At 58.0% G+C, this 25,435-nt stretch carries 17 protein-coding genes, 2 tRNA genes, 3 rRNA genes and 1 pseudogene; 5 read left to right on the top strand and 18 right to left on the bottom strand.

Features of this window, described 5'->3' with window-relative positions; translation table 11 throughout:
- Nucleotides 1-95: 95 nt before the first annotated feature.
- The 4 genes from C1896_17210 to otsB all read right to left on the bottom strand — a co-directional run bounded on the left by C1896_17210 (nucleotide 96) and on the right by otsB (nucleotide 3,936).
- Nucleotides 96-1,010 (bottom strand): EamA family transporter, encoded by a 915-nt coding sequence (locus tag C1896_17210; GenBank protein ID AZZ46499.1) that lies wholly within the window; start codon nucleotides 1,008-1,010, stop codon nucleotides 96-98.
- Nucleotides 1,010-1,657 carry a carbonate dehydratase gene (locus C1896_17215; protein ID AZZ46500.1) on the bottom strand — a complete coding sequence of 216 codons (648 nt, stop codon included), beginning with the start codon at nucleotides 1,655-1,657 and terminating at the stop codon, nucleotides 1,010-1,012. Before C1896_17215 ends, C1896_17210 begins: the two co-directional genes overlap by 1 nt.
- Before the next feature lie 80 nt (nucleotides 1,658-1,737).
- A complete protein-coding gene (otsA, locus tag C1896_17220; protein ID AZZ46501.1) occupies nucleotides 1,738-3,147 on the bottom strand; it encodes an alpha,alpha-trehalose-phosphate synthase (UDP-forming) in 1,410 nt (469 codons plus the stop codon).
- A gap of 12 nt (nucleotides 3,148-3,159) precedes the next feature.
- Complete coding sequence (otsB, locus tag C1896_17225; GenBank protein AZZ46502.1) at nucleotides 3,160-3,936, bottom strand: trehalose-phosphatase; 777 nt, start codon at nucleotides 3,934-3,936, stop codon at nucleotides 3,160-3,162.
- A gap of 184 nt (nucleotides 3,937-4,120) precedes the next feature.
- Here otsB and C1896_17230 point away from each other — a divergent pair, with 184 nt between their 5' ends.
- Nucleotides 4,121-4,663 (top strand): hypothetical protein, encoded by a 543-nt coding sequence (locus tag C1896_17230; protein AZZ46503.1) that lies wholly within the window; start codon nucleotides 4,121-4,123, stop codon nucleotides 4,661-4,663.
- A 106-nt stretch (nucleotides 4,664-4,769) separates the two neighbouring features.
- Here the strand turns inward: C1896_17230 and rimI are convergent, their stop codons facing one another.
- From rimI to C1896_17255, 5 genes are all read right to left on the bottom strand, one after another.
- Nucleotides 4,770-5,222 carry a ribosomal-protein-alanine N-acetyltransferase gene (rimI, locus tag C1896_17235; GenBank protein AZZ46504.1) on the bottom strand — a complete coding sequence of 151 codons (453 nt, stop codon included), beginning with the start codon at nucleotides 5,220-5,222 and terminating at the stop codon, nucleotides 4,770-4,772.
- Nucleotides 5,215-6,066, bottom strand: coding sequence for an energy transducer TonB (locus C1896_17240; GenBank protein ID AZZ46505.1), 852 nt, complete (start codon nucleotides 6,064-6,066; stop codon nucleotides 5,215-5,217). Before C1896_17240 ends, rimI begins: the two co-directional genes overlap by 8 nt.
- Nucleotides 6,063-7,610 carry a 2-isopropylmalate synthase gene (locus tag C1896_17245; protein ID AZZ46506.1) on the bottom strand — a complete coding sequence of 516 codons (1,548 nt, stop codon included), beginning with the start codon at nucleotides 7,608-7,610 and terminating at the stop codon, nucleotides 6,063-6,065. Before C1896_17245 ends, C1896_17240 begins: the two co-directional genes overlap by 4 nt.
- A gap of 204 nt (nucleotides 7,611-7,814) precedes the next feature.
- Entirely contained in the window at nucleotides 7,815-9,053 is a 1,239-nt protein-coding gene (locus C1896_17250; GenBank protein ID AZZ46507.1) for a saccharopine dehydrogenase, read from the bottom strand.
- Nucleotides 9,054-9,080: 27 nt separating this feature from the next.
- Nucleotides 9,081-10,178: a carboxynorspermidine decarboxylase gene (locus C1896_17255; protein ID AZZ47715.1), complete on the bottom strand. Its 1,098-nt coding sequence runs from the start codon at nucleotides 10,176-10,178 to the stop codon at nucleotides 9,081-9,083.
- A gap of 319 nt (nucleotides 10,179-10,497) precedes the next feature.
- Here C1896_17255 and C1896_17260 point away from each other — a divergent pair, with 319 nt between their 5' ends.
- From C1896_17260 to C1896_17270, 3 genes are all read left to right on the top strand, one after another.
- A complete protein-coding gene (locus C1896_17260) occupies nucleotides 10,498-11,739 on the top strand; it encodes a hypothetical protein (protein AZZ46508.1) in 1,242 nt (413 codons plus the stop codon).
- Nucleotides 11,740-11,837: 98 nt separating this feature from the next.
- Nucleotides 11,838-12,524, top strand: coding sequence for a chromosome partitioning protein (locus tag C1896_17265; protein ID AZZ46509.1), 687 nt, complete (start codon nucleotides 11,838-11,840; stop codon nucleotides 12,522-12,524).
- Complete coding sequence (locus C1896_17270; protein AZZ46510.1) at nucleotides 12,521-15,370, top strand: chromosome partitioning protein ParA; 2,850 nt, start codon at nucleotides 12,521-12,523, stop codon at nucleotides 15,368-15,370. The genes C1896_17265 and C1896_17270 overlap by 4 nt, the downstream gene beginning before the upstream one ends.
- 580 nt (nucleotides 15,371-15,950) lie before the next feature.
- Here the strand turns inward: C1896_17270 and rrf are convergent.
- The 5 genes from rrf to C1896_17295 all read right to left on the bottom strand — a co-directional run bounded on the left by rrf (nucleotide 15,951) and on the right by C1896_17295 (nucleotide 21,164).
- Nucleotides 15,951-16,066: ribosomal RNA gene (gene rrf / locus C1896_17275) — 5S ribosomal RNA — on the bottom strand.
- A gap of 137 nt (nucleotides 16,067-16,203) precedes the next feature.
- Nucleotides 16,204-19,118: ribosomal RNA gene (locus C1896_17280) — 23S ribosomal RNA — on the bottom strand.
- A gap of 235 nt (nucleotides 19,119-19,353) precedes the next feature.
- Nucleotides 19,354-19,429, bottom strand: a tRNA-Ala gene (locus C1896_17285).
- A 30-nt stretch (nucleotides 19,430-19,459) separates the two neighbouring features.
- Nucleotides 19,460-19,536 (bottom strand) — tRNA-Ile (locus C1896_17290).
- 90 nt (nucleotides 19,537-19,626) lie between these two features.
- A 16S ribosomal RNA gene (locus C1896_17295) occupies nucleotides 19,627-21,164 on the bottom strand.
- The 16S, 23S and 5S rRNA genes sit together here with 2 tRNA genes alongside, the layout of an rRNA operon.
- Nucleotides 21,165-21,273: 109 nt before the next feature.
- Here C1896_17295 and C1896_17300 point away from each other — a divergent pair.
- Nucleotides 21,274-21,675 (top strand): annotated as a pseudogene (locus tag C1896_17300) (hypothetical protein).
- Between the two features lie 48 nt (nucleotides 21,676-21,723).
- On the opposite strand, the gene C1896_17305 reads toward C1896_17300, so the two are convergent.
- The 4 genes from C1896_17305 to C1896_17320 form a co-directional block, all read right to left on the bottom strand.
- Nucleotides 21,724-22,362 carry a protein-methionine-sulfoxide reductase heme-binding subunit MsrQ gene (locus tag C1896_17305; GenBank protein ID AZZ46511.1) on the bottom strand — a complete coding sequence of 213 codons (639 nt, stop codon included), beginning with the start codon at nucleotides 22,360-22,362 and terminating at the stop codon, nucleotides 21,724-21,726.
- Nucleotides 22,362-23,369: a protein-methionine-sulfoxide reductase catalytic subunit MsrP gene (locus tag C1896_17310; GenBank protein ID AZZ46512.1), complete on the bottom strand. Its 1,008-nt coding sequence runs from the start codon at nucleotides 23,367-23,369 to the stop codon at nucleotides 22,362-22,364. Before C1896_17310 ends, C1896_17305 begins: the two co-directional genes overlap by 1 nt.
- Before the next feature lie 60 nt (nucleotides 23,370-23,429).
- Complete coding sequence (pssA, locus tag C1896_17315; GenBank protein ID AZZ46513.1) at nucleotides 23,430-24,263, bottom strand: CDP-diacylglycerol--serine O-phosphatidyltransferase; 834 nt, start codon at nucleotides 24,261-24,263, stop codon at nucleotides 23,430-23,432.
- Nucleotides 24,264-24,412: 149 nt separating this feature from the next.
- On the bottom strand, nucleotides 24,413-25,429 hold the full coding sequence (locus tag C1896_17320; protein AZZ46514.1) for a ketol-acid reductoisomerase: 1,017 nt from the start codon (nucleotides 25,427-25,429) through the stop codon (nucleotides 24,413-24,415).
- Nucleotides 25,430-25,435: the final 6 nt, after the last annotated feature.

Here is a 25,435-nt window from a genome sequence, read left to right on the forward strand (position 1 = left end):
GGCCGACCCGACGTTATCTGTAGCCCCTGAAGTAGGCGTATGAAGGACTACTCGCAAGCGAGCAGGGAGCCCGGCTAGCGCGGAGCGTGTATCACCTAACGCGAAATCACGCTGCGCACGCGGGTCTGGGTTGCCAGCAGCAAACCGGCAAAAATCAGTCCGCCGCCAACCCAGTGGAACAGCTGCAAGCCTTCCCCCAGTAGCAGCCAGCCGAGAATGGCGGTGAATACCGGCATCAGGTAGGTCGCCATCGCGGCTTTAGCCGCGCCGACGGTTTTGACGCCGTGATTCCAGGAAAGATAAGCCACCAGCGACGCGAAGATCGCGGTATAGGCGATGACGGAGAGGTTGATCGGGCTTGGTTCGAACCCCCCGACATGACTGAGCTCGAACAGGTAGAACGGCAGGATCAACGGCGTACCGATTGCCATCAGTACGCCTAGCAGTGTCAGAGGCGGAACCTGGAGAAAGGCGCTCCAGCGCCGTAGCGACAGGGTATACAGCGCCCACACCAGAACCGCTGCGAGCATGATGAGGTCGCCGGTCTTGAAGGCTAGATGGGTGAACGCATCCCAGCTGCCGCGGCTGATGAGGTAGACCAGCCCGCACGCGGCGATAGCCATGCCGAACCAGGCGCGACGCGCGGGCCATTCTCCCAATAGCAGGCCGCCGCCGATGAAGGTGAACAGAGGCAGGCAGGTGTTGACCAGGGTGAGGTTGATGGCTTCGGTGCTTTGCGCCGCGGAGTACAGCAATGAGTTGTAGCTGCTGATGCCCAATGCGGCGATCACTGGCAGCCGCCAACCCGCAGCGCGTAGCCTGGCCCTGTGTGTCCAGATGGAGCGCGCCACGAACGGCAGCAACAGGCAGGTCGCCAGCACCCAGCGCCAGAACGACAAGGTCAGCGGCGGTATTGCATCGTGAAAGGCGCGCGCCACCAGCGCGTTTCCGCTCCAGCAGAGCACAGCGAGCAGCAGGCCGGCGAAAGCCCATCCCTGACGCCCGTCCATCAGACCGGCCGACGCGTGCGGAGGCGGTACTGCGGCGGCAGTTGATCAAGACCGCTGATCGTAACGTTGAGGTTCTTCCAGATGCCGTCTTTGATGCCGTAGATGCAACCGTGAACGGACAGCGGTTGATCGCGATGCCAGGCATTCTGGACGATGTTGGTGTGGCTGACGTTGGCCACCTGCTGGATGACGTTGAGCTCACAGAGGCGATCCACCTGTGCTTCTTCGGTGGGGAAGCTGGCGATGTGCTCGCGGTGTTCGTAGTACAGATCGCGGATGGTACGCAGCCAGCCGTCGATCAGGCCGAGCTGATCGTCACGCATCGAAGCGCGAACACCGCCGCAGCCGTAATGACCGGTGACGAGGATGTGTTTCACCTTGAGCACATCCACTGCGTATTGAATCACCGACAGGCAATTGAGGTCGGTGTGCAGCACGACATTGGCGACGTTGCGGTGAACGAAGAGATCGCCGGGCAGCAGGCCGACAATCTCATTGGCAGGCACGCGGGCGTCGGAACAGCCGATCCAGAGGTACTCCGGCAGCTGCTGCTTGGCCAGTTTGGTGAAGAAAGTAGGGTCTTCTTCGATGATCGCTTCAGCCCAGCGCGCATTGTTCTCGAATAACTGTTGAAGCTCGTTGCTCATCGCCTGCCCCTTCCATTCCGACACGCACGTTACGAACCGGTCGGCGTTTTGACAAGCACGCAGACCGGTGCGTCACAGCATTAGACGGTGAACAGCGGATTCGAAGGAACTTCGGCTCTCGGGCGGGAGGAAAATGCGCGCAGGTCGCGCAGAAAATTGTCGCGCCAGGCGTCCAGGTCAGCGGCGCGTATTGCCCGCATCATGTGCTCGTAGCGATCCTTGCGCTCGGTGAGCGACATACGCATCGCGCGATCCAGCGCCTCGGCCATGCCGATGCAATCGTAGGGGTTGATGATCAGCGCTGAGGTCAGCTCGCGGGCGGCGCCAGCGAAGCGCGATAGCACCAGCACGCCGGGATCTTCCGGGTCCTGGGACGCGACGAATTCCTTGGCGACCAAGTTCATACCGTCGCGCAGCGGGGTGACGAAGCCAATGTCGGACTGGCGGAACAAACCCATCAGGGCTTTCCGATCATGGCTTTTGTTGAGGTAATGCAAGGGCGTCCAGTCCAGGTCCGACAGCCAGCCATTGATGTGGCCCGCTGCGCTTTCCAGCTGCTGACGAATGTGCTGATAGGTCTTTACGTCCGAACGCGACGTGGGTGCAATCTGGATGAATTCGACAGCGCGACGATGCTCAGGGTATCGGTCCAGGAATGCTTCGTATGCCTTGAACCGCTCGACCAGGCCCTTGGAATAATCCAGCCGGTCCACGCTGATGATCTTCTTGCGATCGACGTCCGTGGTGCGCCGCATGGGCTTGCTTCGGCCCTTGTAGGACTCGGCGAGCGTCTGGATCTCATCCGGGACAACGCCGATGGGATACACCCCGGCGCGGAAATTCTGACCATACGCGGTCAAGCTGCCATCGGACTCAAGGATTCCCCGAACTTCGCGGGTCATGTAGTCCTGGAAGGCGAGCCGATCCGTTTCCGTCTGGAAGCCGATGAGGTCGTAGAAGCAAAGTGTTTTCAGCAACTCATTGTGCGGCGGAATGACGGTCAGGATTTCCGGCGGCGGGAACGGAATGTGAAGGAAGAAACCGATGCGGTTGCGGATGCCCAGCTGGCGGCAAGCTTCGGCGAAGGGAATCAGGTGGTAGTCGTGGATCCAGATGATGTCGTCAGGTTCGAGCAGCGGTTTCAGTTTCTCCGCCAGCATGGCGTTGACCCGTCTGTAACCTTCGTACTCCTGCCGGTTGTATCGCGCCAGGTCGATCCTGTAGTGAAAGATCGGCCACAGCGTGGCATTGGAAAATCCACGGTAATACTGGTCGTAATCCTGCTTGGTGAGGCCCATCGTGGCGTAGGTGATATTGCCAACGGTCTCGGTACGGGTTTGTGGAGTGCTGCTTACATCGCCATTCCAGCCAAACCAGATACCGCCGGCCTGGCGCAATGCGTCGTGAACGCCAACTGCAAGCCCGCCAGCAGCGACCTTCCCCGCCTTAATCGGCGCTACGCGGTTGGAAACCACTACTAGTCGGCTCATGTAGTTCTCGCTTCAGTCTGGTTTTATTGGATGTTGCTGCGGCTCGGACAGCGTGCTCTGCAATCCGTCGAGCCAGATGGCGACGGCTTCTACTGACGCCAGCCGCTGCATGGCTTCGGTCGGACCTGCGCCCACCTTGATCGAGACCCCGCCCAGTTCGTTGACCACCGAGAAGCCTGCCTCATCGGTCAGGTCATCGCCGATGAAGACGGGTGTCCGTCCGGCAAAAGGCGCCTCCTGCATGAAAGTCCGGATGACCTCACCCTTGCTGGCGCCGCGCGGCTTGAGTTCGAACACACACTTGCCAGGCTGTAGCGCCAGCACCTCACCATAACGGGCCACGAAATCTTCGGCCACGCCGCGCGCTGTCTCTTCAAGCTCAGGAGCCAGGCGGAAATGCAGCGCAAAGGCGACGCCCTTGTTCTCCAGCGTCAGGCCAGGATGCTCGGCACATGCTTGCGCCAACTCGAGCTGGATGGCGTCGAACACGTCATTATCGAGGGTCAGGTTTTGCAACTCGCCAGTAGCGGTACGACGCTCGGCCCCGTGCACGCCGGCAGCGGGCAGTTGCAGAGGCGTGAGCAGCGCATCGAGTTGGCTGATCGGCCGGCCCGACACGACCGCAACAGGAATGCCATTGGCGCTTAGCTGTTCCAGCGCCGCCAGTGAACGAGGGGGGATGAAAACGAGTTCGGGCCGCGGTTGGATATCAGCGAGCGTGCCATCAACATCGAAGAAAAAAGCGCAGCTCCGAGCCTCTAGCTCGGGTTGATCATTTTGTTTACTCATGCAACTGGGACCCCCGATCAACGGTGGTGGTTCGCGTTTTTTATCGCGGCCGCCGCCTGTAATTCAACATGCACGGCCACTGCAGCTTGGTTCATAAAGGCGGAACCGGCCAGCGGCCGGCCTGAATCTTCACATCGTCACCGGGTCACAAACTGCAAGACCAGAGTTCTAGCAGGAGGTTGTCATGAACGATTCCAAGCCTTACACCCCATCGGAAATCGACACTACCGAGGACCGCATGGGTTCAATCGAACAGCTCGATTTCGACCAGCATCGGGACGACCGTAAAGGCCGCATCGGGGATGAAGTTCCTGCCGAAGAACTCGAGGACGAGTTTCCGCCAGAGCGTGTAGCCGAAGCCGGAATGACAACGGGTGAGGTGCCGGGCGGCCAGACGACGATGGACGACATGGCGCCGGAAACGCTGATTCCCGACGATGGCTCCCGCTCGCCACACGAGCCGGGCCATGGCGGGCCGGCCGACCAGGATCTGAGTGAAGTTTCGGAGCATCGCATCGGTGCCGACGTGGACCTGGACGAGGCCGAAGAAGGCCGCTCCAACCCACTGGACGGTAAGCCCTGGGACGGCCCGGCAGATGGCGATCCGGACACCGATCTTGGCGGCGGTGACGCTGTGCTACACGAAAATGACGAAGTGATGGACGACAACGAGCTTGGCGGTGACGCCCCGCTGGATTCTGGCCGGGACAAGGCGCCAGGACAGTAGCCTCAAGCAACCGACTGTCTGCCGTGCGCAATGGATGTATGGCGACGATAAAGAAGAAGGCCCGACTCTTTCGAGTCGGGCCTTCTTGCGTCAGACCTTCGCTTGATCAGTCGATCAGCGTACAGGCCATTACCAGCGCATCCTCCCGCCCTTCGGCAGATGGATAGTAACCACGGCGACGCCCCACCTCATTGAAGCCATAACGCTCATACAAGCGATAAGCCGAGGTGTTGCTCGCGCGCACTTCAAGGAAGCATTCGCGCCCGCCACGCTCCTGAGCACGTTGCATCAGGTGTTCCAGCAGTCGCAAGCCAAGCCCGTGGCCCTGGCTCTGTGGTTTGACAGTGATGTTGAGCAGATGCGCCTCATCGAGGATGACATTGATCACGCCGTGGCCGACCTGCTGCTCGCCCTCGAACATAACCCAGCACTCATAGGCGGTGAGCGCGTCGGTGAAGATGCCGCGGGTCCAGGGGTGGCTGAAAGCGGCGTATTCGATTTTCAGAACGGTTTCGATATCCGCCGCGGTCATAGGGCGGAAGCTCACTGCATCACTCATGAACACTACTCGTGGATCCACTCAAACCGATCACCCAGCGCGGCATGCTACGGCGCATGGCTCGCCACAGCTGCGCCTTGCTGCCGGGCTGCTCCATCAACTGCTCGAGCCCCGGCATCGTCAACGCAACGCCTAAGCCTTCGATTGTCAGCTCGCGATAGCAGGCGTCCGCCTCGACTTCGCCAGCAAACCGCAGCGCAGGCGAGCCGATCAGCCAGAGGCAGGCACAACCCATTTCTTCCAACTCGGCCGCGACCACGCCCTGCACGTAGTCACGTGCAGCTTCGCCGCCCTGATCGAGGCTGCCGCGATGGAGCAGCGGCCAGCGAATCGGCTCACCGTCTCCAACCTGCTGTGGGCTGTCCGGTAGCCTGGCAGCACGCAACAAGTCCTTGAGCAGGATGTAAGCAGGATCGCGGCTCTGGAAAGACTCACCCGTCGGCAGCTCGACCAGCAACAGCACATTGCCGGCACGCAGCAGCTGCAAGGCGAAGCGAGGGGGCGGTACGGCGGCTTTCTGCTCGGCGGCAACCGCCTGCGCTTCGCGGGCCTTCGCCGCAGGTTTTTTCGGCTCGGGCACGGCGATGCGTGGCATGACCGAGCGAACCGCATCTGCGGCCGGGCTGGCCGAAGCAGCCGTCGCAGGCGCTGCCGGCTCGGGCGCTGTGCGGCTCGGCTGTGGCGTTGGTTGAAGCTCGACGACTGGCGCGGGCTCGGATGCCGTCTCGACGATTTGCAAGAGCTCCGGGCGCGAAGGCGCGGCAAAGGGCAGCTCGGCCCGCGGCAGCCAGGTGGTGATCTGCATGGCGTTGAGGAAGGCACGACGCCGGCTTTCGGTAATCAAACCCCGGTCACCTGTGGATGAGCCTTGGCGCCAACCTGCATCAGGTTCAGCGCATTGAGGTAGGCCTTGGCCGAGGCCACGACGATATCGGTGTCGGCACCGTTGCCGTTGACGATACGTCCGCCCTTCTCCAGCCGCACCGTGACCTCGCCTTGCGAGTCAGTGCCCTTGGTGATCGCGTTAACCGAGTACAGCTGAAGTGTGGCGCCTGAGTTGGCCACCGACTCGATGGCTTTGAAAGTTGCGTCGACTGGCCCAGAACCCTGCGCTGACGCAGCCTGCTCGTTGCCATCCACGTTCAGCACGAGCTTGGCGTCCGGCACCTCGCCGGTCTTGCTCGCCACTTCCAGCGTCACCAGCTTGAAATGTTCCTGCACGTCCTCGGCAAGGGTGTCAGAAACCAGCGCCTGCAAATCCTCATCGAAAATCTCGTGCTTCTTGTCGGCTAGCTCCTTGAAGCGGGCAAAAGCCGCGTTCAACTCGCCTTCGCCCGGCAAAACGATACCCAGCTCCTCGAGCCGCGCGCGAAAGGCGGCGCGTCCCGAGTGCTTGCCCATGACCATCTTGTTGGCGTTCCAGCCGACCGACTGCGCGGACATGATTTCATAGGTTTCGCGGTGCTTGAGCACGCCATCCTGATGGATGCCGGATTCGTGAGCAAAGGCATTGGCACCGACGATGGCCTTGTTCGGCTGCACTGGGAAGCCCGTAATGCCGGACACCAGGCGCGAGGCGCTGAGAATGTGCTCGGTCTCGATGCGGGTGTGCACGTTGAGCAGGTCCTGACGCGTCTTGATCGCCATGACGATCTCCTCCAGCGCGGCGTTACCGGCGCGCTCGCCCAGGCCGTTGATGGTGCACTCGACCTGCCGCGCACCGGCAACGACCGCCGCCAGCGAGTTAGCCACCGCCAGGCCCAGGTCGTTGTGGCAGTGAACGGAGAAGACGGCTTTGTCCGCGTTGGGAACGCGCTCGAGCAGCTGGCGGATGGTCTCCGCATATTGGTGCGGGATGGCGTAGCCGACCGTGTCTGGAATGTTGATGGTGCGCGCGCCCGCATCGATGGCCGCTTCGATGATGCGGCAGAGGAAATCGATTTCCGAGCGGCCGGCGTCCTCGCACGAGAATTCCACATCAGCGCAGAGGTTACGCGCCTTGGTCACCGCACGTACGGCCTGCTCGACCACCTGATCCGGCTGCATGCGCAGCTTGTACTGCATATGGATCGGGCTGGTGGCAATAAAGGTGTGGATGCGACCGGAATTGGCACCGGCCAGGGCTTCGGCGGCGCGCTCGATGTCCGCATCCACGGCACGGGCGAGACTACAGACGGTGCTGTCCTTGATGTGATCCGCCACGGCTTTGACCGCGGCGAAATCGCCCGGGCTGGCGATGGCGAAGCCCGCCTCGATCACGTCCACTTTCAGCCGCTCAAGGGCCTTGGCGATGCGCAGCTTTTCTTCGCCGGTCATAGAAGCGCCGGGACTCTGCTCACCGTCTCGCAGGGTAGTGTCGAAGATGATGACGCGGTCGTTGCTGCTCATAGTCAAATCCTCACGGCTGCCGAGCGCCTCTGAGGGGGCGCTTGTAGACGGTGGATTGTCGCGTGAAATGAACAAGGCGGGAAGGCACAGCTGCATTCGTAAGGTGGATGTTGCTTTTACATCCCCCCTAGCCCCCAAAAGCAAAAAAGGCCCCGCTGCTGAAGCAGCGGGGCCTTTCGTTCTTACGTGCAGCTCGTGGCTGGCTTATTGATCCCAAGCGCGGTCGCCGTGCTCGTCCTTAATCCGCGTGGGCAGGCCCATCGCGTCGAGCAGTTTGAGGAATGGCTGCGCCGGCAATTGCTCGACGTTAACCATCCGCTGCGCATCCCACTCTCCGCGCGCTACCAGCAGCGCGGCGGCGACCGGCGGCACGCCAGCGGTGTAGGAAATGCCCTGACTTTCCGTCTCGGCGTAGGCCTCTTCATGGTCGGCCACGTTGTAGATGAACAGCTCGCGCGGCTGGCCGTCCTTGGTGCCTTTGATGAGATCGCCGATGCAGGTCTTGCCGGTGTAGCCAGGCGCCAGCGAAGCGGGATCGGGCAGTACGGCCTTCACCACCTTGAGCGGCACTACTTCCAGGCCCTCGGCTGTGCGGACCGGCTGCTCGGAAAGCAGGCCGAGGTTCTTCAGCACGGTGAAGACATTGATGTAGTGATCACCGAAGCTCATCCAGAAGCGTACGTTCGGTACGCCGAGGTGCTTGGAGAGCGAATGCACCTCGTCATGGCCGGTCAGGTAGAGGCTCTGCTCGCCCACGACCGGCAGGTCGTCGGTGCGCTTGACCTCGAACATGGTGTTGGTCGTCCACTGGCTGTTCTGCCAGCTGTAGACCTGACCGGTGAATTCGCGGAAGTTTATTTCCGGGTCGAAGTTGGTCGCGAAATATTTGCCGTGCGAACCGGCATTGACGTCCAGGATGTCGATCGACTCGATCGTGTCGAAGTGCTCCTGCTGCGCCAGGGCGGCGTAAGCATTGACCACGCCCGGATCGAAGCCAGCACCCAGAATGGCGGTGACACCCTTTTCCTGGCACTCGGCCAGGTGCTTCCACTCGTAGTTGCCATACCACGGTGGGGTTTCACAAATCTTGTTCGGCTCTTCGTGGATTGCCGTGTCGAGATACGCGGCGCCAGTGTCGATGCATGCGCGCAGCACAGCCATATTCAGGAAGGCTGAACCGACATTGATGACAATCTGCGATTCGGTTTCACGGATCAGTGCCTTGGTCGCTTCTACGTCAAGCGCGTCCAGCACGTAGGCCTTGATCTCGCCGGGCTGTTTCAATCCGCCCTTGGCCTGCACGCTGTCGATGATGGCCCGGCATTTGGAGATGCTGCGCGACGCGATAGCAATACGACCGAGTTCGTCGTTGTGCTGCGCGCACTTATGGGCCACCACCTTAGCGACACCTCCTGCACCAATGATAAGAACGTTTTTCTTCAATTGTTTTGTCACTCCTTAGTCGCCGCCTCAGGAAAGGCTGGACAGGTAATCATCAAAGTCGAACTCGCGCACCACCTCGACGTTGCCGTCGAGCTGCTTTACCACGATGGACGGCATTTTCAGCCCGTTGAACCAGTTTTTCTTGACCATGGTGTAACCCGCAGCGTCGATAAACGACAGCCGATCGCCGATGGCCAGCGGACGATCGAATTGGTACTCGCCGAAGATGTCGCCGGCCAGACAGGATTTGCCGCACACCATGTAGCTGTGCTCGCCGTCGCTGGGCGCCATCTTGGCGTTCAGGCGGTAGATCAGCAGATCGAGCATGTGCGCCTCGATCGAGCTGTCGACGACCGCGAGATTCTTGCCGTTGTAGAGGGTGTCGAGCACCGTCACTTCCAGCGAGGAACTGAGGGTGATCGCCGCTTCGCCCGGCTCCAGGTAGACCTGCACGCCATACCTTTCGGAGAAGGCCTTCAGGCGAGCGCAGAACGCATCGAGTGGGTAGCCCTCGCCGGTGAAGTGGATTCCGCCGCCAAGGCTGACCCACTCGACCTGTTCGAGCAGAGGGCCGAAGCGCTCCTCGATGGTGGTGAGCATCTTGTCGAACAGCTCGAAGCTGCCGTTCTCACAGTTGTTGTGAAACATGAAGCCAGAGACCTTGCTCATGACCGCGGCGATTTTCTCTGGGTCCCATTCGCCCAGGCGGCTGAACGGGCGTGCCGGATCAGCGAGCAGGTAGTCGGAGCTGCTAACCTGGGGGTTCACGCGCAAACCCCGAATAGTGCCTTCGGTGGCGGCCTCGAAGCGCTCGAGTTGGCCGATGGAGTTGAAGATGATCTTGTCGCAGTTAGCGACCATTTCTTCAATTTCATCGTCGGCCCAGGCCACGCTGTAAGCATGCGCTTCTCCAGCGAATTTCTGCCGACCGAGCTTGAGCTCAAAGAGTGACGACGAAGTAGTACCGTCCATGTACTGCTGCATCAGGTCGAAAACCGACCAGGTGGCGAAGCACTTAAGAGCCAGCAACGCCTTGGCGCCGGACTGCTCGCGTACGTAGGCAATCTTTTCGAGATTGCCCAACAGTTTCTGTTTGTCGATGAGGTAGTACGGCGTCTTGATCATGTGTGCGTGCCCCGCGAAGGTCGCCGACAGGAAGCCGGCCGCTTCCCGTTTGGAAAAAAGGGCGAATTGTGCCGATAACTGGCGCATACCGAAATAGCATTTCGACACTTCGTCGACTTTCATGATGTTCGGTCGCGACCAAATCGGTGAACGGCAGCGATGCGCCGCACGCTACCTGTGATCGATGACGTCCCTGTGAACGGTCCTGCTTGCTAATCTAAATGCCGATCAGGGCGCATCCGATCGTCTCCGCCTGCCATCACGCCAGCAGTGATGCAGTACAATTTGCGCCTTTTTTCATGGCTGGATTGGCGCCTCGATGATCGAACCCAAGCGCGTATTGCGCGCCCTCGCCGAACACTGGACATTGCTCGAGCCGCTGTGCGAGCGCTTCGATGCCGGCACCCTGAGCCTGATCGAACTTCGTCATCAGCTCGCTGCGCAACTGCCGGAAGGAACGCCCACCGACATCACTGCCCTGCTCGATCAATGGATTCGCCTGGACATATTGGTCCCGGTGGCGAAGAGCCCGAACCGCTTCGAGCTGAACGCGCAGATTCACGATTTCCTCGCCTACCTGCGCCGCGAGCACCGACTTGGCCTGTGCCTGGAAATCGAAGCGTACCTGCGCCATCTCGAACGCCTAGCCGGCCACATCCAGGACGCCTTCGAGATCCGCGACGGGCAGGATCTCGCCCGCCAGCTGCGCCTGCTCGACATGCGCGTACGTGACGTGCTGAAAAAGCTCGCCAACGACGAACAGGCGCTCATCGGTGTCGCCGATCGGGCCAAGACCAGTGACCGGCAAATTCCATTGCGTCAGCGTTACGCCGAGGTCTTGGCGACCTGGGACGAATACGTAGAGCCGATGATCCAGCTGGTCGCGGCTGACGGCGCCTTCGAACAGGGCGTTTACCGCGTCGAGCAGGTGCTGATGAAGCTGCTCGGCGAGCAGCAGCGGCTTGGCCAGCTGGTTGACGACGACCTGTTGCTGCGCACTCATGCGCGAATTCTGGAAATGCAGAGCACCGCCCAGCTCACCCTGCGTCACGCTCGCGAGCTGTTGCTGCCCTTGCGCGAGGAAGCCCGTCGGCACAATGCGGTGACGCGAGGCGCCGCGCTGGCCTTGTCAGCCATCCGCAAGAAAGGACTGGACGCGGTGCCGCAGGCCTCACTGCCATTGTTCACCCGGCCGCAGAGCACCTTTCTCGGCTCGGCCAGCCAGGTTGAAGCCTACGTCTACGCCCTGGCCCGCTTTGAGCCGAAACCGGCGCAGTTCCCCCGCGCTGGCAGCAAGCGCAAGACCGATGCACCGCGGTCGCCACTGACCGCACGGGAGATGCTAGACCGCTGCGAACAGGCGCTGCCACTGCCGGACCTGATGCAATGGCTGCTGGAGCAGGAGCCGGATGGCGCGACCGATGAGCTGCTCTACTGGTTCTCACGGCTGTCCCGCGATGCGCGCTTTCAACGCGACCGCCTGGAGCGGCGCGAGTACCTGACCCGTGAGCATCAGGTCAGCCTTAGCTCCTTTGCGCTGCTGGCCAATGCCAATGGTTGAGGTCGCGCCCCATTGGCGATGTATCGCCCGCCCCGATTCGATTCCTTTTCGTGAAAAGCGCCTCGTGCCTGCTCACACGATGATTGACTGAGTTGCGTATGAACATTGATCTGAAAGAAATGACCCAGCTGGCGCCGATTTTCCGCGAGCTGTTCAAGGGCTATCACCTGTCGCGCAGCGAGCCGGAGTGCTACGCCCAGCTGTCCAGCATGCAGGACCAATACCGCGCTCTGTTCAAGGCGCTCGGCTTCGAACTGGTCTGCGATCCGCGCGGCTTCTACTATTTTGTCCCCGAGCAGATGGGCGCACAGGTCAACAAGACCGCACAGCGACTGGCGCTGTTTACCTTCATCCTGGTCGAGCACTTGGCTGATCAGGGTCGCGATCCCCTCGCGGTGTTGGACGGCGGCACCCTGGGCCGGGATGAACTGCCGGCACTATTGGACAAGTACCGGGACCTGTTCCTGCAGGCTGAAGTGACGACGCAGGACGAGCTGGAAGAGAAGGTCATCCGCCGCCTGACTCAACTGGGTTTTGCCGAAGACAGCAATGGGATCTACCGCTTCCTGCCTCCCATGCACCGCTTCCTCGATGTCTGCCTGTCCGTCCAGCAGGACCGTGATCTCGCGGCCAGCCTGCACAGCAGCGATCTGTCTCTGCCAGCGCCTCAGCTAATCGCCGACGAGGAAGAAGACGAGATTATCCTGCTCGACCGTGACCCGGACGAAACCGAAGACGATGCCCTTGCGCGTGCCATCGCTGAAGAAAAGGAGCTTGAAGCATGAGCCAGGAACGCTACGGCATCCGCCGCTTTGCTTTGCTAAACACTGCAGGCTACAGCCTCGGCATGTTCCCGCTGGAAACGCCGCTGTCGGTATATGGCGCCAACAACCTCGGCAAGTCCGCATCGATCAACGCCCTGCAGTTCCCGATTCTGGCGCGCATGTCGGACATGAGTTTCGGCAAGTACAGCCTGGAGCAGTCGCGCAAGTTCTACTTTGCCAGCGACACCAGCTACATCCTCGTCGAAGTCGCCCTGCCCCATGGCCCTCACGTGATCGGCGTTGCCGGCCGCGGTCCGGGTGGCGGCTTCGGCCATCAATTCTTTGTCTACCAAGGCTCTCTGGACCTCGATCACTACCAGCAGAACGGTACCTGCCTGCGCCAACGCGAGCTGTTCGCCAATCTTGAGCGGGCGGGCATCAAGGCCTACGAGGCCAAGCCAGACGAGCTGCGACGGCTGCTAGTCGGTGGCCACACCGCAATCCCGCTGGACATGACGCTCATCCCACTGCGTTCGACCAGCGAGCAGAGCCTCAAAACCTTCCGCGCGTTGTTCATCAACCTGCTGCACATGCGCGAGATCACCGCAGCCAAGCTCAAGCAGCTATTCCTCGATGCATTCGAGCACAACCTGCGCTCCGGCAGCGTCGACTACATCGCCGCCACCGAAGAAGCCTTCCGCGACGTGCGCCGGATGGAGCAGGATTATCAGGCACTAGTTGCGGCCGGTCCGCTGGTCGAGGCCCTTGCTGCGGGCGTGGCCCAGCGTGAACTGCTGCGCGGCAAGCTGCATCGGCTGTCCCCTTTGCTCGACTCGCTGCTGGGCACCTGGCAGGACTATGCCGGCGCGCGCAAGGAGGAACTGGTCATCCAGGCCGAGCACTATCGCCGCGAGCAGGACGGTTTACAGAATGAACAGCGCGGCAGCACGGCCGAGCTGATGCGACTGGAGCGCGAAATCAGCGAGATTCAGCGCTGGCTGGGAGAACTGGCGGTGCTGAAAAACCGCTTTGCTCTGGTCGACGATGCTCACGTGCTGGAGCAACAGCTGCTCGCCGCCAAGGACGCTCATGACGAGCTGGCAGGCGCTTTGTCGCAATCGCGCCAGTTCTCCAGCGAAGATCTAGACGAGCGTCTGCGCGATCTGGAGAAACGCCTGAAATCGGTCCGGCAGCAACTGGACCATGCGGACAACAACAGCTATTCGCGCCTGCGCGAGGAGTTCTCACAAGCGGACGTCGATCGCCTGATGCGGCTGTTCAACGGGCAGCTGTTCAGCCTGCCGCTAGGGGATAAAGGCATCGCGCTGGATGATGGCGAGGCATGGGTCAAATCACTCGAAGCGGTCCTGAACGGCTTTAAGGGCGAGCGATTCGAAGCGCCGGGCGTCTCCATCGACCTTTCGCATATCGAACCACCGGCCCTTCAGGCGTTGGCCGACCGTGCTGCTCTGCGTGACCAGAAAGACCGTCTCGAGCGGGAGCTGAAGCAGCTGAAGGCGCAGCACTCGGTGGCAGTCGACCGCGCCGCCAGCAAGGCTCAGGCCGAACAACTCTACCAGCAAGTCCTCGATTCACAGAAAGCGCTGGAAGACTTCCGCCGCTGCCAGACGCTGTCGACCGAGGAAGGCAGCAAGCTCGAACAGCTGGCGCAGGCGGAGGCTGCACAAGACGAGCTCAAGCGAACCAGCGATGCCTTTACCGAACGCGTCCAGCACCTGTCGGCAAAACTCCAACTGGTCGGCCGTCAGCTGGCGGATCTGGAAGCCAAGGAGCGCACGCTAGAAGACGCGCTGCGTCGTCGCCAGCTGCTACCAGCAGACTTGCCCTTTGGCACGTCATTCATGGATCCAGTGGACGATTCGCTAGACAACCTGCAACCGCTGCTCAACGACTATCAGGACAGTTGGCAAGCGCTGCAGCGCGTCGACGGGCAGATCGAAGCGCTCTATGCGCAGGTTCGCCTCAAGGGCGTCGCCAAGTTCGACAGCGAAGAGGATCCGGAGCGCCGCTTGCAGCTGCTGGTGAACGCCTACGCGCATCGCCAGGACGAAGCCCTCACACTGGCCAAGGCGCGCCGCGCAGCGGTTACCGACATTGCCCGCACTCTGCGCAATATCCGCAGCGACTACGATAGCCTTGAACATCAACTGGCCCTGTTTAACCGCGAAATTAACAAGCGTCAGGTATCCAACCTCGAAAGCTTCCGCATCGTGCTGGCTCCGAACAAGGATGCGCTTAAGCACATCGACCAGATCATCCACAGCGCCGGACAATACGAGCAAGGCGAGACGCTCTCGGTTTTCGACCTGCAGCAAAGCAGCGAGCAGGACAGCAAGAACGAAGAAGCCAAGGAGTACCTGGCACGCTTGGTGGCTGCCAACAACAATCAGCTCGGCTTGAAAGATCTGTTCGAGCTGGCTTTCGAAATCACCAAGGTCGGCGGCCAGCCGGTGATTCATACCGACATCGACGGGGCGGCGTCCAACGGCACGACGATGACCATCAAAGCGCTGACCAATATGTACCTGCTACTGCACCTGATGGATCGTGAGCAAGCAGGGCGCATTCGTCTGCCCTACTACCTGGACGAAGCCGCCGATATCGACGAGCGTAACCAGCAAGCGCTGATCGAAACCAGCTTGCAGCTTGGCTTCGTGCCGATCCTCGCCTCGGTTAAACCGCAGGTCTCAGCACACGTCGCTATCGACCTGGAAGGCGGCAGCGGCCCGAGCGGAATCTACATCGACGAGGCGGACTGGAAGTTCATCAAGCGTCGTGAGCAAGCCGAGCCATTTGACGTCGCAGCTGCTCAAAGGCCTGCTAAAGAGGTCGAGCCAGTCAGCTGATCACAAGATCGAGCACTAATCAGCTTGCCAATAGCGCGAGCTGTTTAGCTCAGCGTCAAATCCCCCGCTGTGCCGCCTTTAGTACGAGCGCTTACATACTAGCTGCGCGGCTCGCCGCGCCAGTGAGTACAACTGCTACTGCTAGGCACTGAGCGATAGGCGATACCGTCAGTCACCCGATGTCCCGGATCGCGTTTACCTCACGCAGCGGTGTTTTCCGGCTACGCCTCGGCATGAGCATTCGCAACTGCTATACAGCTCGCCACAGCGTGAGCGCTCAGATTTAGAACCACCGGCTAGCCCCATACCGATCCCAGCGCCCAGCATCATGATAATTGTGCCTGCCACGCGGCGTGAGCCTTCGACACTGTGATGCCTCCGGGCAGAGTGTCTCACCGGAGCTGTCGAAGTCGCATCATTGAATGTGAGGACCCACGATGGCTCGCCAGTTCTGAAGTCTGAACGCATTGGCAGCAGTTACAGGGTCATGTGGGGTAAACGGTGGTACGAGGGTTAACTTTTTCGTCCCCCAAAGACAAACCCCCGATCCTCTTACGAAGATCGGGGGTTTGGTGTAGAAGCTTGACGATGACCTACTCTCACATGGGGAAACCCCACACTACCATCGGCGATGCGTCGTTTCACTACTGAGTTCGGGATGGGATCAGGTGGTTCCAACGCTCTATGGTCGTCAAGCAATTCGGTTGGGGAGTCGGTGTTGAGTCGCTTCCCCTAATTGGGTATGTGATGGTGTTTCGGTGTTGCTTTCGCTTTGCGAGCGTTGCGTCTTTTCGGTTTGTTGTCGACTTCAACCGTCTGACACACAAACATCAAATTGTTTGGGTGTTATATGGTCAAGCCTCACGGGCAATTAGTATTGGTTAGCTCAACGCCTCACAGCGCTTACACACCCAACCTATCAACGTCGTAGTCTTCGACGGCCCTTCAGGGAGCTCAAGGCTCCAGTGAGATCTCATCTTGAGGCAAGTTTCCCGCTTAGATGCTTTCAGCGGTTATCTCTTCCGAACATAGCTACCCGGCAATGCCACTGGCGTGACAACCGGAACACCAGAGGTTCGTCCACTCCGGTCCTCTCGTACTAGGAGCAGCCCCTCTCAAATCTCAAACGTCCACGGCAGATAGGGACCGAACTGTCTCACGACGTTCTAAACCCAGCTCGCGTACCACTTTAAATGGCGAACAGCCATACCCTTGGGACCGGCTTCAGCCCCAGGATGTGATGAGCCGACATCGAGGTGCCAAACACCGCCGTCGATATGAACTCTTGGGCGGTATCAGCCTGTTATCCCCGGAGTACCTTTTATCCGTTGAGCGATGGCCCTTCCATACAGAACCACCGGATCACTAAGACCTACTTTCGTACCTGCTCGACGTGTCTGTCTCGCAGTCAAGCGCGCTTTTGCCTTTATACTCTACGACCGATTTCCGACCGGTCTGAGCGCACCTTCGTACTCCTCCGTTACTCTTTAGGAGGAGACCGCCCCAGTCAAACTACCCACCATACACTGTCCTCGATCCGGATAACGGACCAGAGTTAGAACCTCAAAGTTGCCAGGGTGGTATTTCAAGGTTGGCTCCACGCGAACTGGCGTCCACGCTTCAAAGCCTCCCACCTATCCTACACAAGCAAATTCAAAGTCCAGTGCAAAGCTATAGTAAAGGTTCACGGGGTCTTTCCGTCTAGCCGCGGATACACTGCATCTTCACAGCGATTTCAATTTCACTGAGTCTCGGGTGGAGACAGCGCCGCCATCGTTACGCCATTCGTGCAGGTCGGAACTTACCCGACAAGGAATTTCGCTACCTTAGGACCGTTATAGTTACGGCCGCCGTTTACCGGGGCTTCGATCAAGAGCTTCGCTTGCGCTAACCCCATCAATTAACCTTCCGGCACCGGGCAGGCGTCACACCCTATACGTCCACTTTCGTGTTTGCAGAGTGCTGTGTTTTTAATAAACAGTCGCAGCGGCCTGGTATCTTCGACCGGCATGAGCTTACGGGGTAAACCCTTCACCCTCACCGGCGCACCTTCTCCCGAAGTTACGGTGCCATTTTGCCTAGTTCCTTCACCCGAGTTCTCTCAAGCGCCTTGGTATTCTCTACCCAACCACCTGTGTCGGTTTGGGGTACGGTTCCTAGTTACCTGAAGCTTAGAGGCTTTTCCTGGAAGCATGGCATCAACCACTTCTCCTTCTAAAAGAAGGATCGTCATCAGTTCTCGGCATTAAGATCCCGGATTTACCTAAGACCTCTGCCTACCACCTTAAACTTGGACAACCAACGCCAAGCTGGCCTAGCCTTCTCCGTCCCCCCATCGCAGTAACTAGAAGTACGGGAATATTAACCCGTTTCCCATCGACTACGCTCTTCAGCCTCGCCTTAGGGACCGACTCACCCTGCGTCGATTAACGTTGCGCAGGAACCCTTGGTCTTTCGGCGTGGGAGTTTTTCACTCCCATTGTCGTTACTCATGTCAGCATTCGCACTTCTGATACCTCCAGCAAGCTTCTCAACTCACCTTCACAGGCTTACAGAACGCTCCTCTACCGCTCAACTTACGTTGAACCCGTAGCTTCGGTACCTGGTTTGAGCCCCGTTACATCTTCCGCGCAGGCCGACTCGACTAGTGAGCTATTACGCTTTCTTTAAAGGGTGGCTGCTTCTAAGCCAACCTCCTAGCTGTCTGAGCCTTCCCACATCGTTTCCCACTTAACCAGGATTTTGGGACCTTAGCTGACGGTCTGGGTTGTTTCCCTTTTCACGACGGACGTTAGCACCCGCCGTGTGTCTCCCGTGCTGACACTTGCTGGTATTCGGAGTTTGCATCGGTTTGGTAAGTCGGGATGACCCCCTAGCCGAAACAGTGCTCTACCCCCAGCAGTGATACACGAGGCGCTACCTAAATAGCTTTCGAGGAGAACCAGCTATCTCCGAGCTTGATTAGCCTTTCACTCCGATCCACAGGTCATCCGCTAACTTTTCAACGGTAGTCGGTTCGGTCCTCCAGTTAGTGTTACCCAACCTTCAACCTGCCCATGGATAGATCGCCCGGTTTCGGGTCTATTCCCAGCGACTAGACGCCCTATTAAGACTCGCTTTCGCTACGCCTCCCCTATTCGGTTAAGCTCGCCACTGAAAATAAGTCGCTGACCCATTATACAAAAGGTACGCAGTCACCTAACAAAGTAGGCTCCCACTGCTTGTACGCATACGGTTTCAGGATCTATTTCACTCCCCTCTCCGGGGTTCTTTTCGCCTTTCCCTCACGGTACTAGTTCACTATCGGTCAGTCAGTAGTATTTAGCCTTGGAGGATGGTCCCCCCATATTCAGACAAAGTTTCTCGTGCTCCGTCCTACTCGATTTCACTTCTAAGACCTTTTCGCGTACAGGGCTATCACCCACTATGGCCGCACTTTCCAGAGCGTTCCGCTAAAATCAAAGAAGCTTAAGGGCTAGTCCCCGTTCGCTCGCCACTACTAAGGGAATCTCGGTTGATTTCTTTTCCTCAGGGTACTTAGATGTTTCAGTTCCCCTGGTTCGCCTCACACACCTATGTATTCAGTGTGTGATAACCATCTTATGATGGCTGGGTTCCCCCATTCAGACATCTCCGGATCAAAGTCTGTTTGCCGACTCCCCGAAGCTTTTCGCAGGCTACCACGTCTTTCATCGCCTCTGACTGCCAAGGCATCCACCGTATGCGCTTCTTCACTTGACCATATAACCCCAAGCAATCTGGTTATTGTCTAATAACGTGAAGACGACATTCGCCGAAAATCCGCAATTTTACTCGCAAATTTTACCTTGACTTGAATAATCACCAGTGAAAGTGACCACTCAAATCTACTTCTATCACATACCCAAATTTTTAAAGAACAGTTACTGGCGCAAAGACCAGAAATCAATACACTCCCTAAGGAATCTATTCATTTCTGTGCTTTCAAGCGATGGTGAGAATAATGGTGGAGCCAAGCGGGATCGAACCGCTGACCTCCTGCGTGCAAAGCAGGCGCTCTCCCAGCTGAGCTATGGCCCCATCTACAGATCGGCCACATCCCATGACAATTGGTGGGTCTGGGCAGATTCGAACTGCCGACCTCACCCTTATCAGGGGTGCGCTCTAACCAACTGAGCTACAGACCCAATCGTCTCTCTCGGGTCGAAACCCAATCGCTTTTCGCTAGTGAATCAAGCAATTCGTGTGGGAACTTATGAAGAAGCTGAAGTCTTCGATTAAGGAGGTGATCCAGCCGCAGGTTCCCCTACGGCTACCTTGTTACGACTTCACCCCAGTCATGAATCACTCCGTGGTAACCGTCCTCCCGAAGGTTAGACTAGCTACTTCTGGAGCAACCCACTCCCATGGTGTGACGGGCGGTGTGTACAAGGCCCGGGAACGTATTCACCGTGACATTCTGATTCACGATTACTAGCGATTCCGACTTCACGCAGTCGAGTTGCAGACTGCGATCCGGACTACGATCGGTTTTATGGGATTAGCTCCACCTCGCGGCTTGGCAACCCTTTGTACCGACCATTGTAGCACGTGTGTAGCCCAGGCCGTAAGGGCCATGATGACTTGACGTCATCCCCACCTTCCTCCGGTTTGTCACCGGCAGTCTCCTTAGAGTGCCCACCATAACGTGCTGGTAACTAAGGACAAGGGTTGCGCTCGTTACGGGACTTAACCCAACATCTCACGACACGAGCTGACGACAGCCATGCAGCACCTGTGTCAGAGTTCCCGAAGGCACCAATCCATCTCTGGAAAGTTCTCTGCATGTCAAGGCCTGGTAAGGTTCTTCGCGTTGCTTCGAATTAAACCACATGCTCCACCGCTTGTGCGGGCCCCCGTCAATTCATTTGAGTTTTAACCTTGCGGCCGTACTCCCCAGGCGGTCGACTTAATGCGTTAGCTGCGCCACTAAGATCTCAAGGATCCCAACGGCTAGTCGACATCGTTTACGGCGTGGACTACCAGGGTATCTAATCCTGTTTGCTCCCCACGCTTTCGCACCTCAGTGTCAGTATTAGCCCAGGTGGTCGCCTTCGCCACTGGTGTTCCTTCCTATATCTACGCATTTCACCGCTACACAGGAAATTCCACCACCCTCTGCCATACTCTAGCTTGCCAGTTTTGGATGCAGTTCCCAGGTTGAGCCCGGGGCTTTCACATCCAACTTAACAAACCACCTACGCGCGCTTTACGCCCAGTAATTCCGATTAACGCTTGCACCCTTCGTATTACCGCGGCTGCTGGCACGAAGTTAGCCGGTGCTTATTCTGTCGGTAACGTCAAAACACTAACGTATTAGGTTAATGCCCTTCCTCCCAACTTAAAGTGCTTTACAATCCGAAGACCTTCTTCACACACGCGGCATGGCTGGATCAGGCTTTCGCCCATTGTCCAATATTCCCCACTGCTGCCTCCCGTAGGAGTCTGGACCGTGTCTCAGTTCCAGTGTGACTGATCATCCTCTCAGACCAGTTACGGATCGTCGCCTTGGTGAGCCATTACCTCACCAACTAGCTAATCCGACCTAGGCTCATCTATTAGCGCAAGGCCCGAAGGTCCCCTGCTTTCTCCCGTAGGACGTATGCGGTATTAGCGTTCCTTTCGAAACGTTGTCCCCCACTAATAGGCAGATTCCTAGGCATTACTCACCCGTCCGCCGCTGAATCATGGAGCAAGCTCCACTCATCCGCTCGACTTGCATGTGTTAGGCCTGCCGCCAGCGTTCAATCTGAGCCATGATCAAACTCTTCAGTTCAATACTGCATGGGTTTTGAGAAAACCCTAAACTTGGCTCAGCAATCGCAATCTCTTCTAAAGGTTACCCTCAAGAAGAGCACTCAATGATTTCTCGTTGAGCATTTGTGATGCTGATAATCTTGCTGACTACCAGTCTTACCTCACAAGCACCCACACGAATTGCTTGATTCAGTTGTTAAAGAGCGTTTCGATCAAGTCTTTCGTCTCAACCGAGGCCGCGCATTCTACAGCAGCCTTGTGTCCCGTCAAGCTGTTTTTGAAGAAGTTTTTCTTTCTTCTCAACCGCTTGCGCTTCCGATCAACCTAGCGTCTCTCGTCAGCGGGAGGCGAATCATACAGCGTATAAAACCGCTGTCAACCACCTCTTTCAACCGCTTCCGATCAACCTGACCGAAGCCACCAACAGGACTCAACCACCACCCTGCCAGCCCGGCGCATTCTACTCGAATTCGCCATCCGTGCAACCCTTTATTTTCGCTAACTTCTTGATTTACAAGAGGTTTCGCTAAAGACCTGCGCCGGAGAAGGTGCGCATTATAGGCACTCAGAAACTCACGTCAACCGTTGTTTTGGCGTTTATTCGCCGCCTGCTCACCACGCCACACCGCGCTAGTTCTGACCAACCGTCTTTCAACAGACGGTACACGTGCAGCAAGCAGAACCGCTGCGACTGTTGCGTAGAGGCTCCACTGGCCGGCATCGGATCTCACGACCCAAAGCATATGAAGCAATACGACTAGCAGCGTCGGATAGACGATGCGGTGCAGCTTCTTCCAGCGCTTACCGAGTTTGCGCATGCTCCAGCGCGTCGAGGTCATTGCGAGCATTAACAGGCCGACCAGCGCGATAGCACCCAAAGCGATGTAAGGACGCTCAACCAGCTCAGCAGCAAACTCGCTGAATTCCAAACCCAACAGGAAATATAGATAAGCAGCTAAATGAAGCGCGGCGTAACCGAATGCCCACAGCCCGATCTGCCGTCGAAACGCGATCCAGCCAGACCATCCTGTCAGGGTTCGTAGAGGCGTCATCGCCAGTGAGGCTAGAAGAAGAACCAACGCGCCCTGCCCGAGATTATCAACCAACACTTTGCCGGGATCCGGACCCAACGCGGCGGTCGCGGCGAGATAGAGCCAATAGCACGGCACGCTGGCAACGGAGCAAAAAAGCAGCAACCTCAACCAGGGATAGCGCATTAATAGTTCTTTCTCAGATTCATCCCTGCATATAAGTGCGCGACTTCTTCCTCGTACCCATTGAACATCTGAGTCTCACGCACATTCGGGCTAAACAGGCTCCCTGGCAATCGTCGCTCACGAGCTTGAGACCAGCGAGGGTGGGAAACATTGGGATTGACGTTAGCGTAGAAACCATACTCTTGAGGAGCCATCGATTCCCACGTGGTCGCAGGCTGCTCACGAACGAAACTGATCCGAACGATAGACTTGATACTTTTGAATCCATACTTCCAGGGCACTACAAGACGCAATGGCGCACCATTCTGGTTTGGCAACACGCGTCCATACATACCAATAGCGATCAAGCTCAGCGGATGCATGGCCTCGTCCATTCTCAAACCTTCGACATAGGGCCAATCGATGAGGGAAAACCCAGTACGCATGCCAGGCATCTGTTCGGGGCGCGCCAAGGTTTCAAAACGAACATACTTAGCGTCGGAAGTGGGCTCCAACCGACTGATCAAGTCAGCCAGAGAAACGCCGAGCCAAGGTATAACCATCGACCAGGCTTCGACGCAACGCAGGCGGTAGATTCGCTCTTCAAGCGCGGCGTCTGAAACAAGGTCTTCGATCGAATACTTCCCCGGCTTTGCCACTTCTCCATCGACAGTTACTACCCAAGGCTCAGTAACAAGCTGTGACGCATGCCGCGCCGGATCGCCTTTATCCGGCCCGAACTCGTAGAAATTGTTGTAATGCGTAGCGTCTGGATAAGGGGTGATGGCTTCGTTTTTAACCGTTACCGCGCCCCATTTTGCTTGACGTAGCTTTTCGTCAAACCACGCGGGAGCATTAGCCGGCTCCACGTCTGCGTAGCGAGGGTCGGCTTGAGCGAACGCAGGCAGCCCAGCGGCCGCAGCGGAGAAAGCTGCTCCTTGCATGAACCGTCGACGGTTTAGATAGAGCGCTTCCGGGGTTACCTCTGATTCGAGACAATCACTGCGACGCGGCGTTCTGATAAGCATGATGTACTCCGCTGTCTGAGGCTGTATGAAGAAGCACTAGACAGCGGATCATTTCAAAAATCAACTTTCGGCGCGTTTGCGGCGACGCATCAGAAACTGTACCGGTCCAGAAATGGCATAGGCGAGGAAGATCAGAAGCAGAATACGCGGCGGATCACTGAACACCACGGCAAACACCAGGACTACGATCAGTATCGCCACAAAGGGCACCCGCCCTTTCAGATCGAGATCCTTGAAGCTGTAGTACTTTATGTTGCTGACCATCAGCAGGCCCGCAGCAGCAACCAGCAGCGCAAACAACATGATCACCGCCAATGGCAGATCGAGACCGCGGACCCCTGGCTCATCAAGCGCCCAAACCGCCCAGACCGAGCCAGCCACGACCCCTGCAGCGGCAGGACTCGCCAAGCCAATGAACCACTTTTTATCAACCTTGCCTATCTGGGTGTTGAAGCGCGCAAGCCTTAAGGCTGCGCAGGCCACGTAAATGAAGGCGACGGTCAACCCGACATTTCCGAGACTGGAGAGTGCCCACTGATAGGCGAGTACGGCCGGAGCTAGACCGAAAGCGACCATATCCGACAGCGAATCATACTCCGCACCGAATGCGCTCTGGGTGTTGGTCAGACGCGCGACTCGGCCGTCCAGGCTATCCAGCACCATCGCGACAAAGACGGTGGCAGCAGCGACATAGAAGTTGCCGTTGATTGCCGTGATGATGCAGAAAAAACCGGCAAACAGATTGGCCGTCGTGAACAAGTTAGGGAGCAGGTAGATACCACGATGGCGAACCTTACGACCTTCGGCGTCCTGGCTCTCTTCGATGTGCTCGTCAATTGGCAGAAGACTTTCCGGTTCGATGGGTTTGTTCGGCTCTTCGGGATGCTCACTCATGCAAATTCACCTTACAGCAGGTTTGAATAATTTCGACAGGCCCTGGCACAGCGGGTTCACCCCTCAGCCAAGCATCGGTTTATACCAGAGACACGCGCCATAACGAAAAAACGCGGCCTAGGCCGCGTTCTTTCAAGCAAAACCAGGTATCAGTTCTTGCTCTTGTCGACAATCTTGTTCGCTGCGATCCACGGCATCATGGAACGCAGCTTCTCACCGACCACTTCGATGCCATGGGCAGCGTTGTTACGGCGATAGGCTGTCATCGACGGGTAGTTTGCAGCGCCTTCGGTGATGAACATCTTGGCGTACTCGCCGTCCTGAATACGCTTCAGCGCATTGCGCATCGCGGCGCGGGATTCGGCGTTGATGACTTCCGGACCGGTCACATACTCGCCGTACTCCGCGTTGTTGGAGATGGAGTAGTTCATATTGGCGATACCGCCTTCGAACATGAGGTCGACGATCAGCTTCAGCTCATGCAAACACTCGAAATAAGCCATTTCCGGCGCGTAACCGGCTTCGACCAGTGTTTCGAAACCGGCCTTGACCAACTCGACGCAACCACCACACAGAACAGCCTGCTCACCGAACAGATCGGTTTCGGTCTCGTCCTTGAAGGTGGTTTCGATGATGCCGGTACGGCCGCCGCCGACGCCCGATGCGTACGAAAGAGCGACGTTCGTCGCGTTACCGGAAGCGTCCTGGTAGATCGCGATCAGATCAGGAATACCACCGCCCTTGACGAACTCGGAGCGAACGGTATGGCCCGGTGCCTTTGGTGCAATCATGATCACGTCGAGGTCGGCACGCGGTACGACCTGATTGTAGTGAATGGAGAAGCCGTGCGCGAAAGCAAGCGTAGCGCCCTTCTTCAGGTTCGGCTCGATCTCGTCGCGGTACAGGCGGCCCTGGAATTCATCGGGCGTCAAAATCATAACGACGTCAGCAGCGGCAACAGCGGCGGCTACGTTATCCACTTTCAGGCCGTGGGCTTCGGCTTTGGCTACCGACGGGGAGCCGGCACGCAGGCCAACGGTTACATCTACGCCGGAATCTTTAAGGTTGCATGCATGAGCATGGCCCTGAGAGCCGTAACCAATAACGGCGACTTTCTTGCCCTGGATAATGGAAAGGTCGCAATCTTTATCGTAAAAAACTTTCATGGAATT

Source organism: Pseudomonadaceae bacterium SI-3 (assembly GCA_004010935.1).
Taxonomy (GTDB): domain Bacteria; phylum Pseudomonadota; class Gammaproteobacteria; order Pseudomonadales; family Pseudomonadaceae; genus Stutzerimonas.

Excerpts from the sequence above, each read along its gene's own strand:
- C1896_17210 (AZZ46499.1), bottom strand. The coding sequence starts at position 1,010 with ATGGACGGGCGTCAGGGATGGGCTTTCGCCGGCCTGCTGCTCGCTGTG.
- C1896_17215 (AZZ46500.1), bottom strand. The coding sequence starts at position 1,657 with ATGAGCAACGAGCTTCAACAGTTATTCGAGAACAATGCGCGCTGGGCT.
- otsA (AZZ46501.1), bottom strand. The coding sequence starts at position 3,147 with ATGAGCCGACTAGTAGTGGTTTCCAACCGCGTAGCGCCGATTAAGGCG.
- otsB (AZZ46502.1), bottom strand. The coding sequence starts at position 3,936 with ATGAGTAAACAAAATGATCAACCCGAGCTAGAGGCTCGGAGCTGCGCT.
- C1896_17230 (AZZ46503.1), top strand. The coding sequence starts at position 4,121 with ATGAACGATTCCAAGCCTTACACCCCATCGGAAATCGACACTACCGAG.
- rimI (AZZ46504.1), bottom strand. The coding sequence starts at position 5,222 with ATGAGTGATGCAGTGAGCTTCCGCCCTATGACCGCGGCGGATATCGAA.
- C1896_17245 (AZZ46506.1), bottom strand. The coding sequence starts at position 7,610 with ATGAGCAGCAACGACCGCGTCATCATCTTCGACACTACCCTGCGAGAC.
- C1896_17255 (AZZ47715.1), bottom strand. The coding sequence starts at position 10,178 with ATGATCAAGACGCCGTACTACCTCATCGACAAACAGAAACTGTTGGGC.
- C1896_17260 (AZZ46508.1), top strand. The coding sequence starts at position 10,498 with ATGATCGAACCCAAGCGCGTATTGCGCGCCCTCGCCGAACACTGGACA.
- C1896_17265 (AZZ46509.1), top strand. The coding sequence starts at position 11,838 with ATGAACATTGATCTGAAAGAAATGACCCAGCTGGCGCCGATTTTCCGC.
- C1896_17270 (AZZ46510.1), top strand. The coding sequence starts at position 12,521 with ATGAGCCAGGAACGCTACGGCATCCGCCGCTTTGCTTTGCTAAACACT.
- C1896_17305 (AZZ46511.1), bottom strand. The coding sequence starts at position 22,362 with ATGCGCTATCCCTGGTTGAGGTTGCTGCTTTTTTGCTCCGTTGCCAGC.
- C1896_17310 (AZZ46512.1), bottom strand. The coding sequence starts at position 23,369 with ATGCTTATCAGAACGCCGCGTCGCAGTGATTGTCTCGAATCAGAGGTA.
- pssA (AZZ46513.1), bottom strand. The coding sequence starts at position 24,263 with ATGAGTGAGCATCCCGAAGAGCCGAACAAACCCATCGAACCGGAAAGT.
- C1896_17320 (AZZ46514.1), bottom strand. The coding sequence starts at position 25,429 with ATGAAAGTTTTTTACGATAAAGATTGCGACCTTTCCATTATCCAGGGC.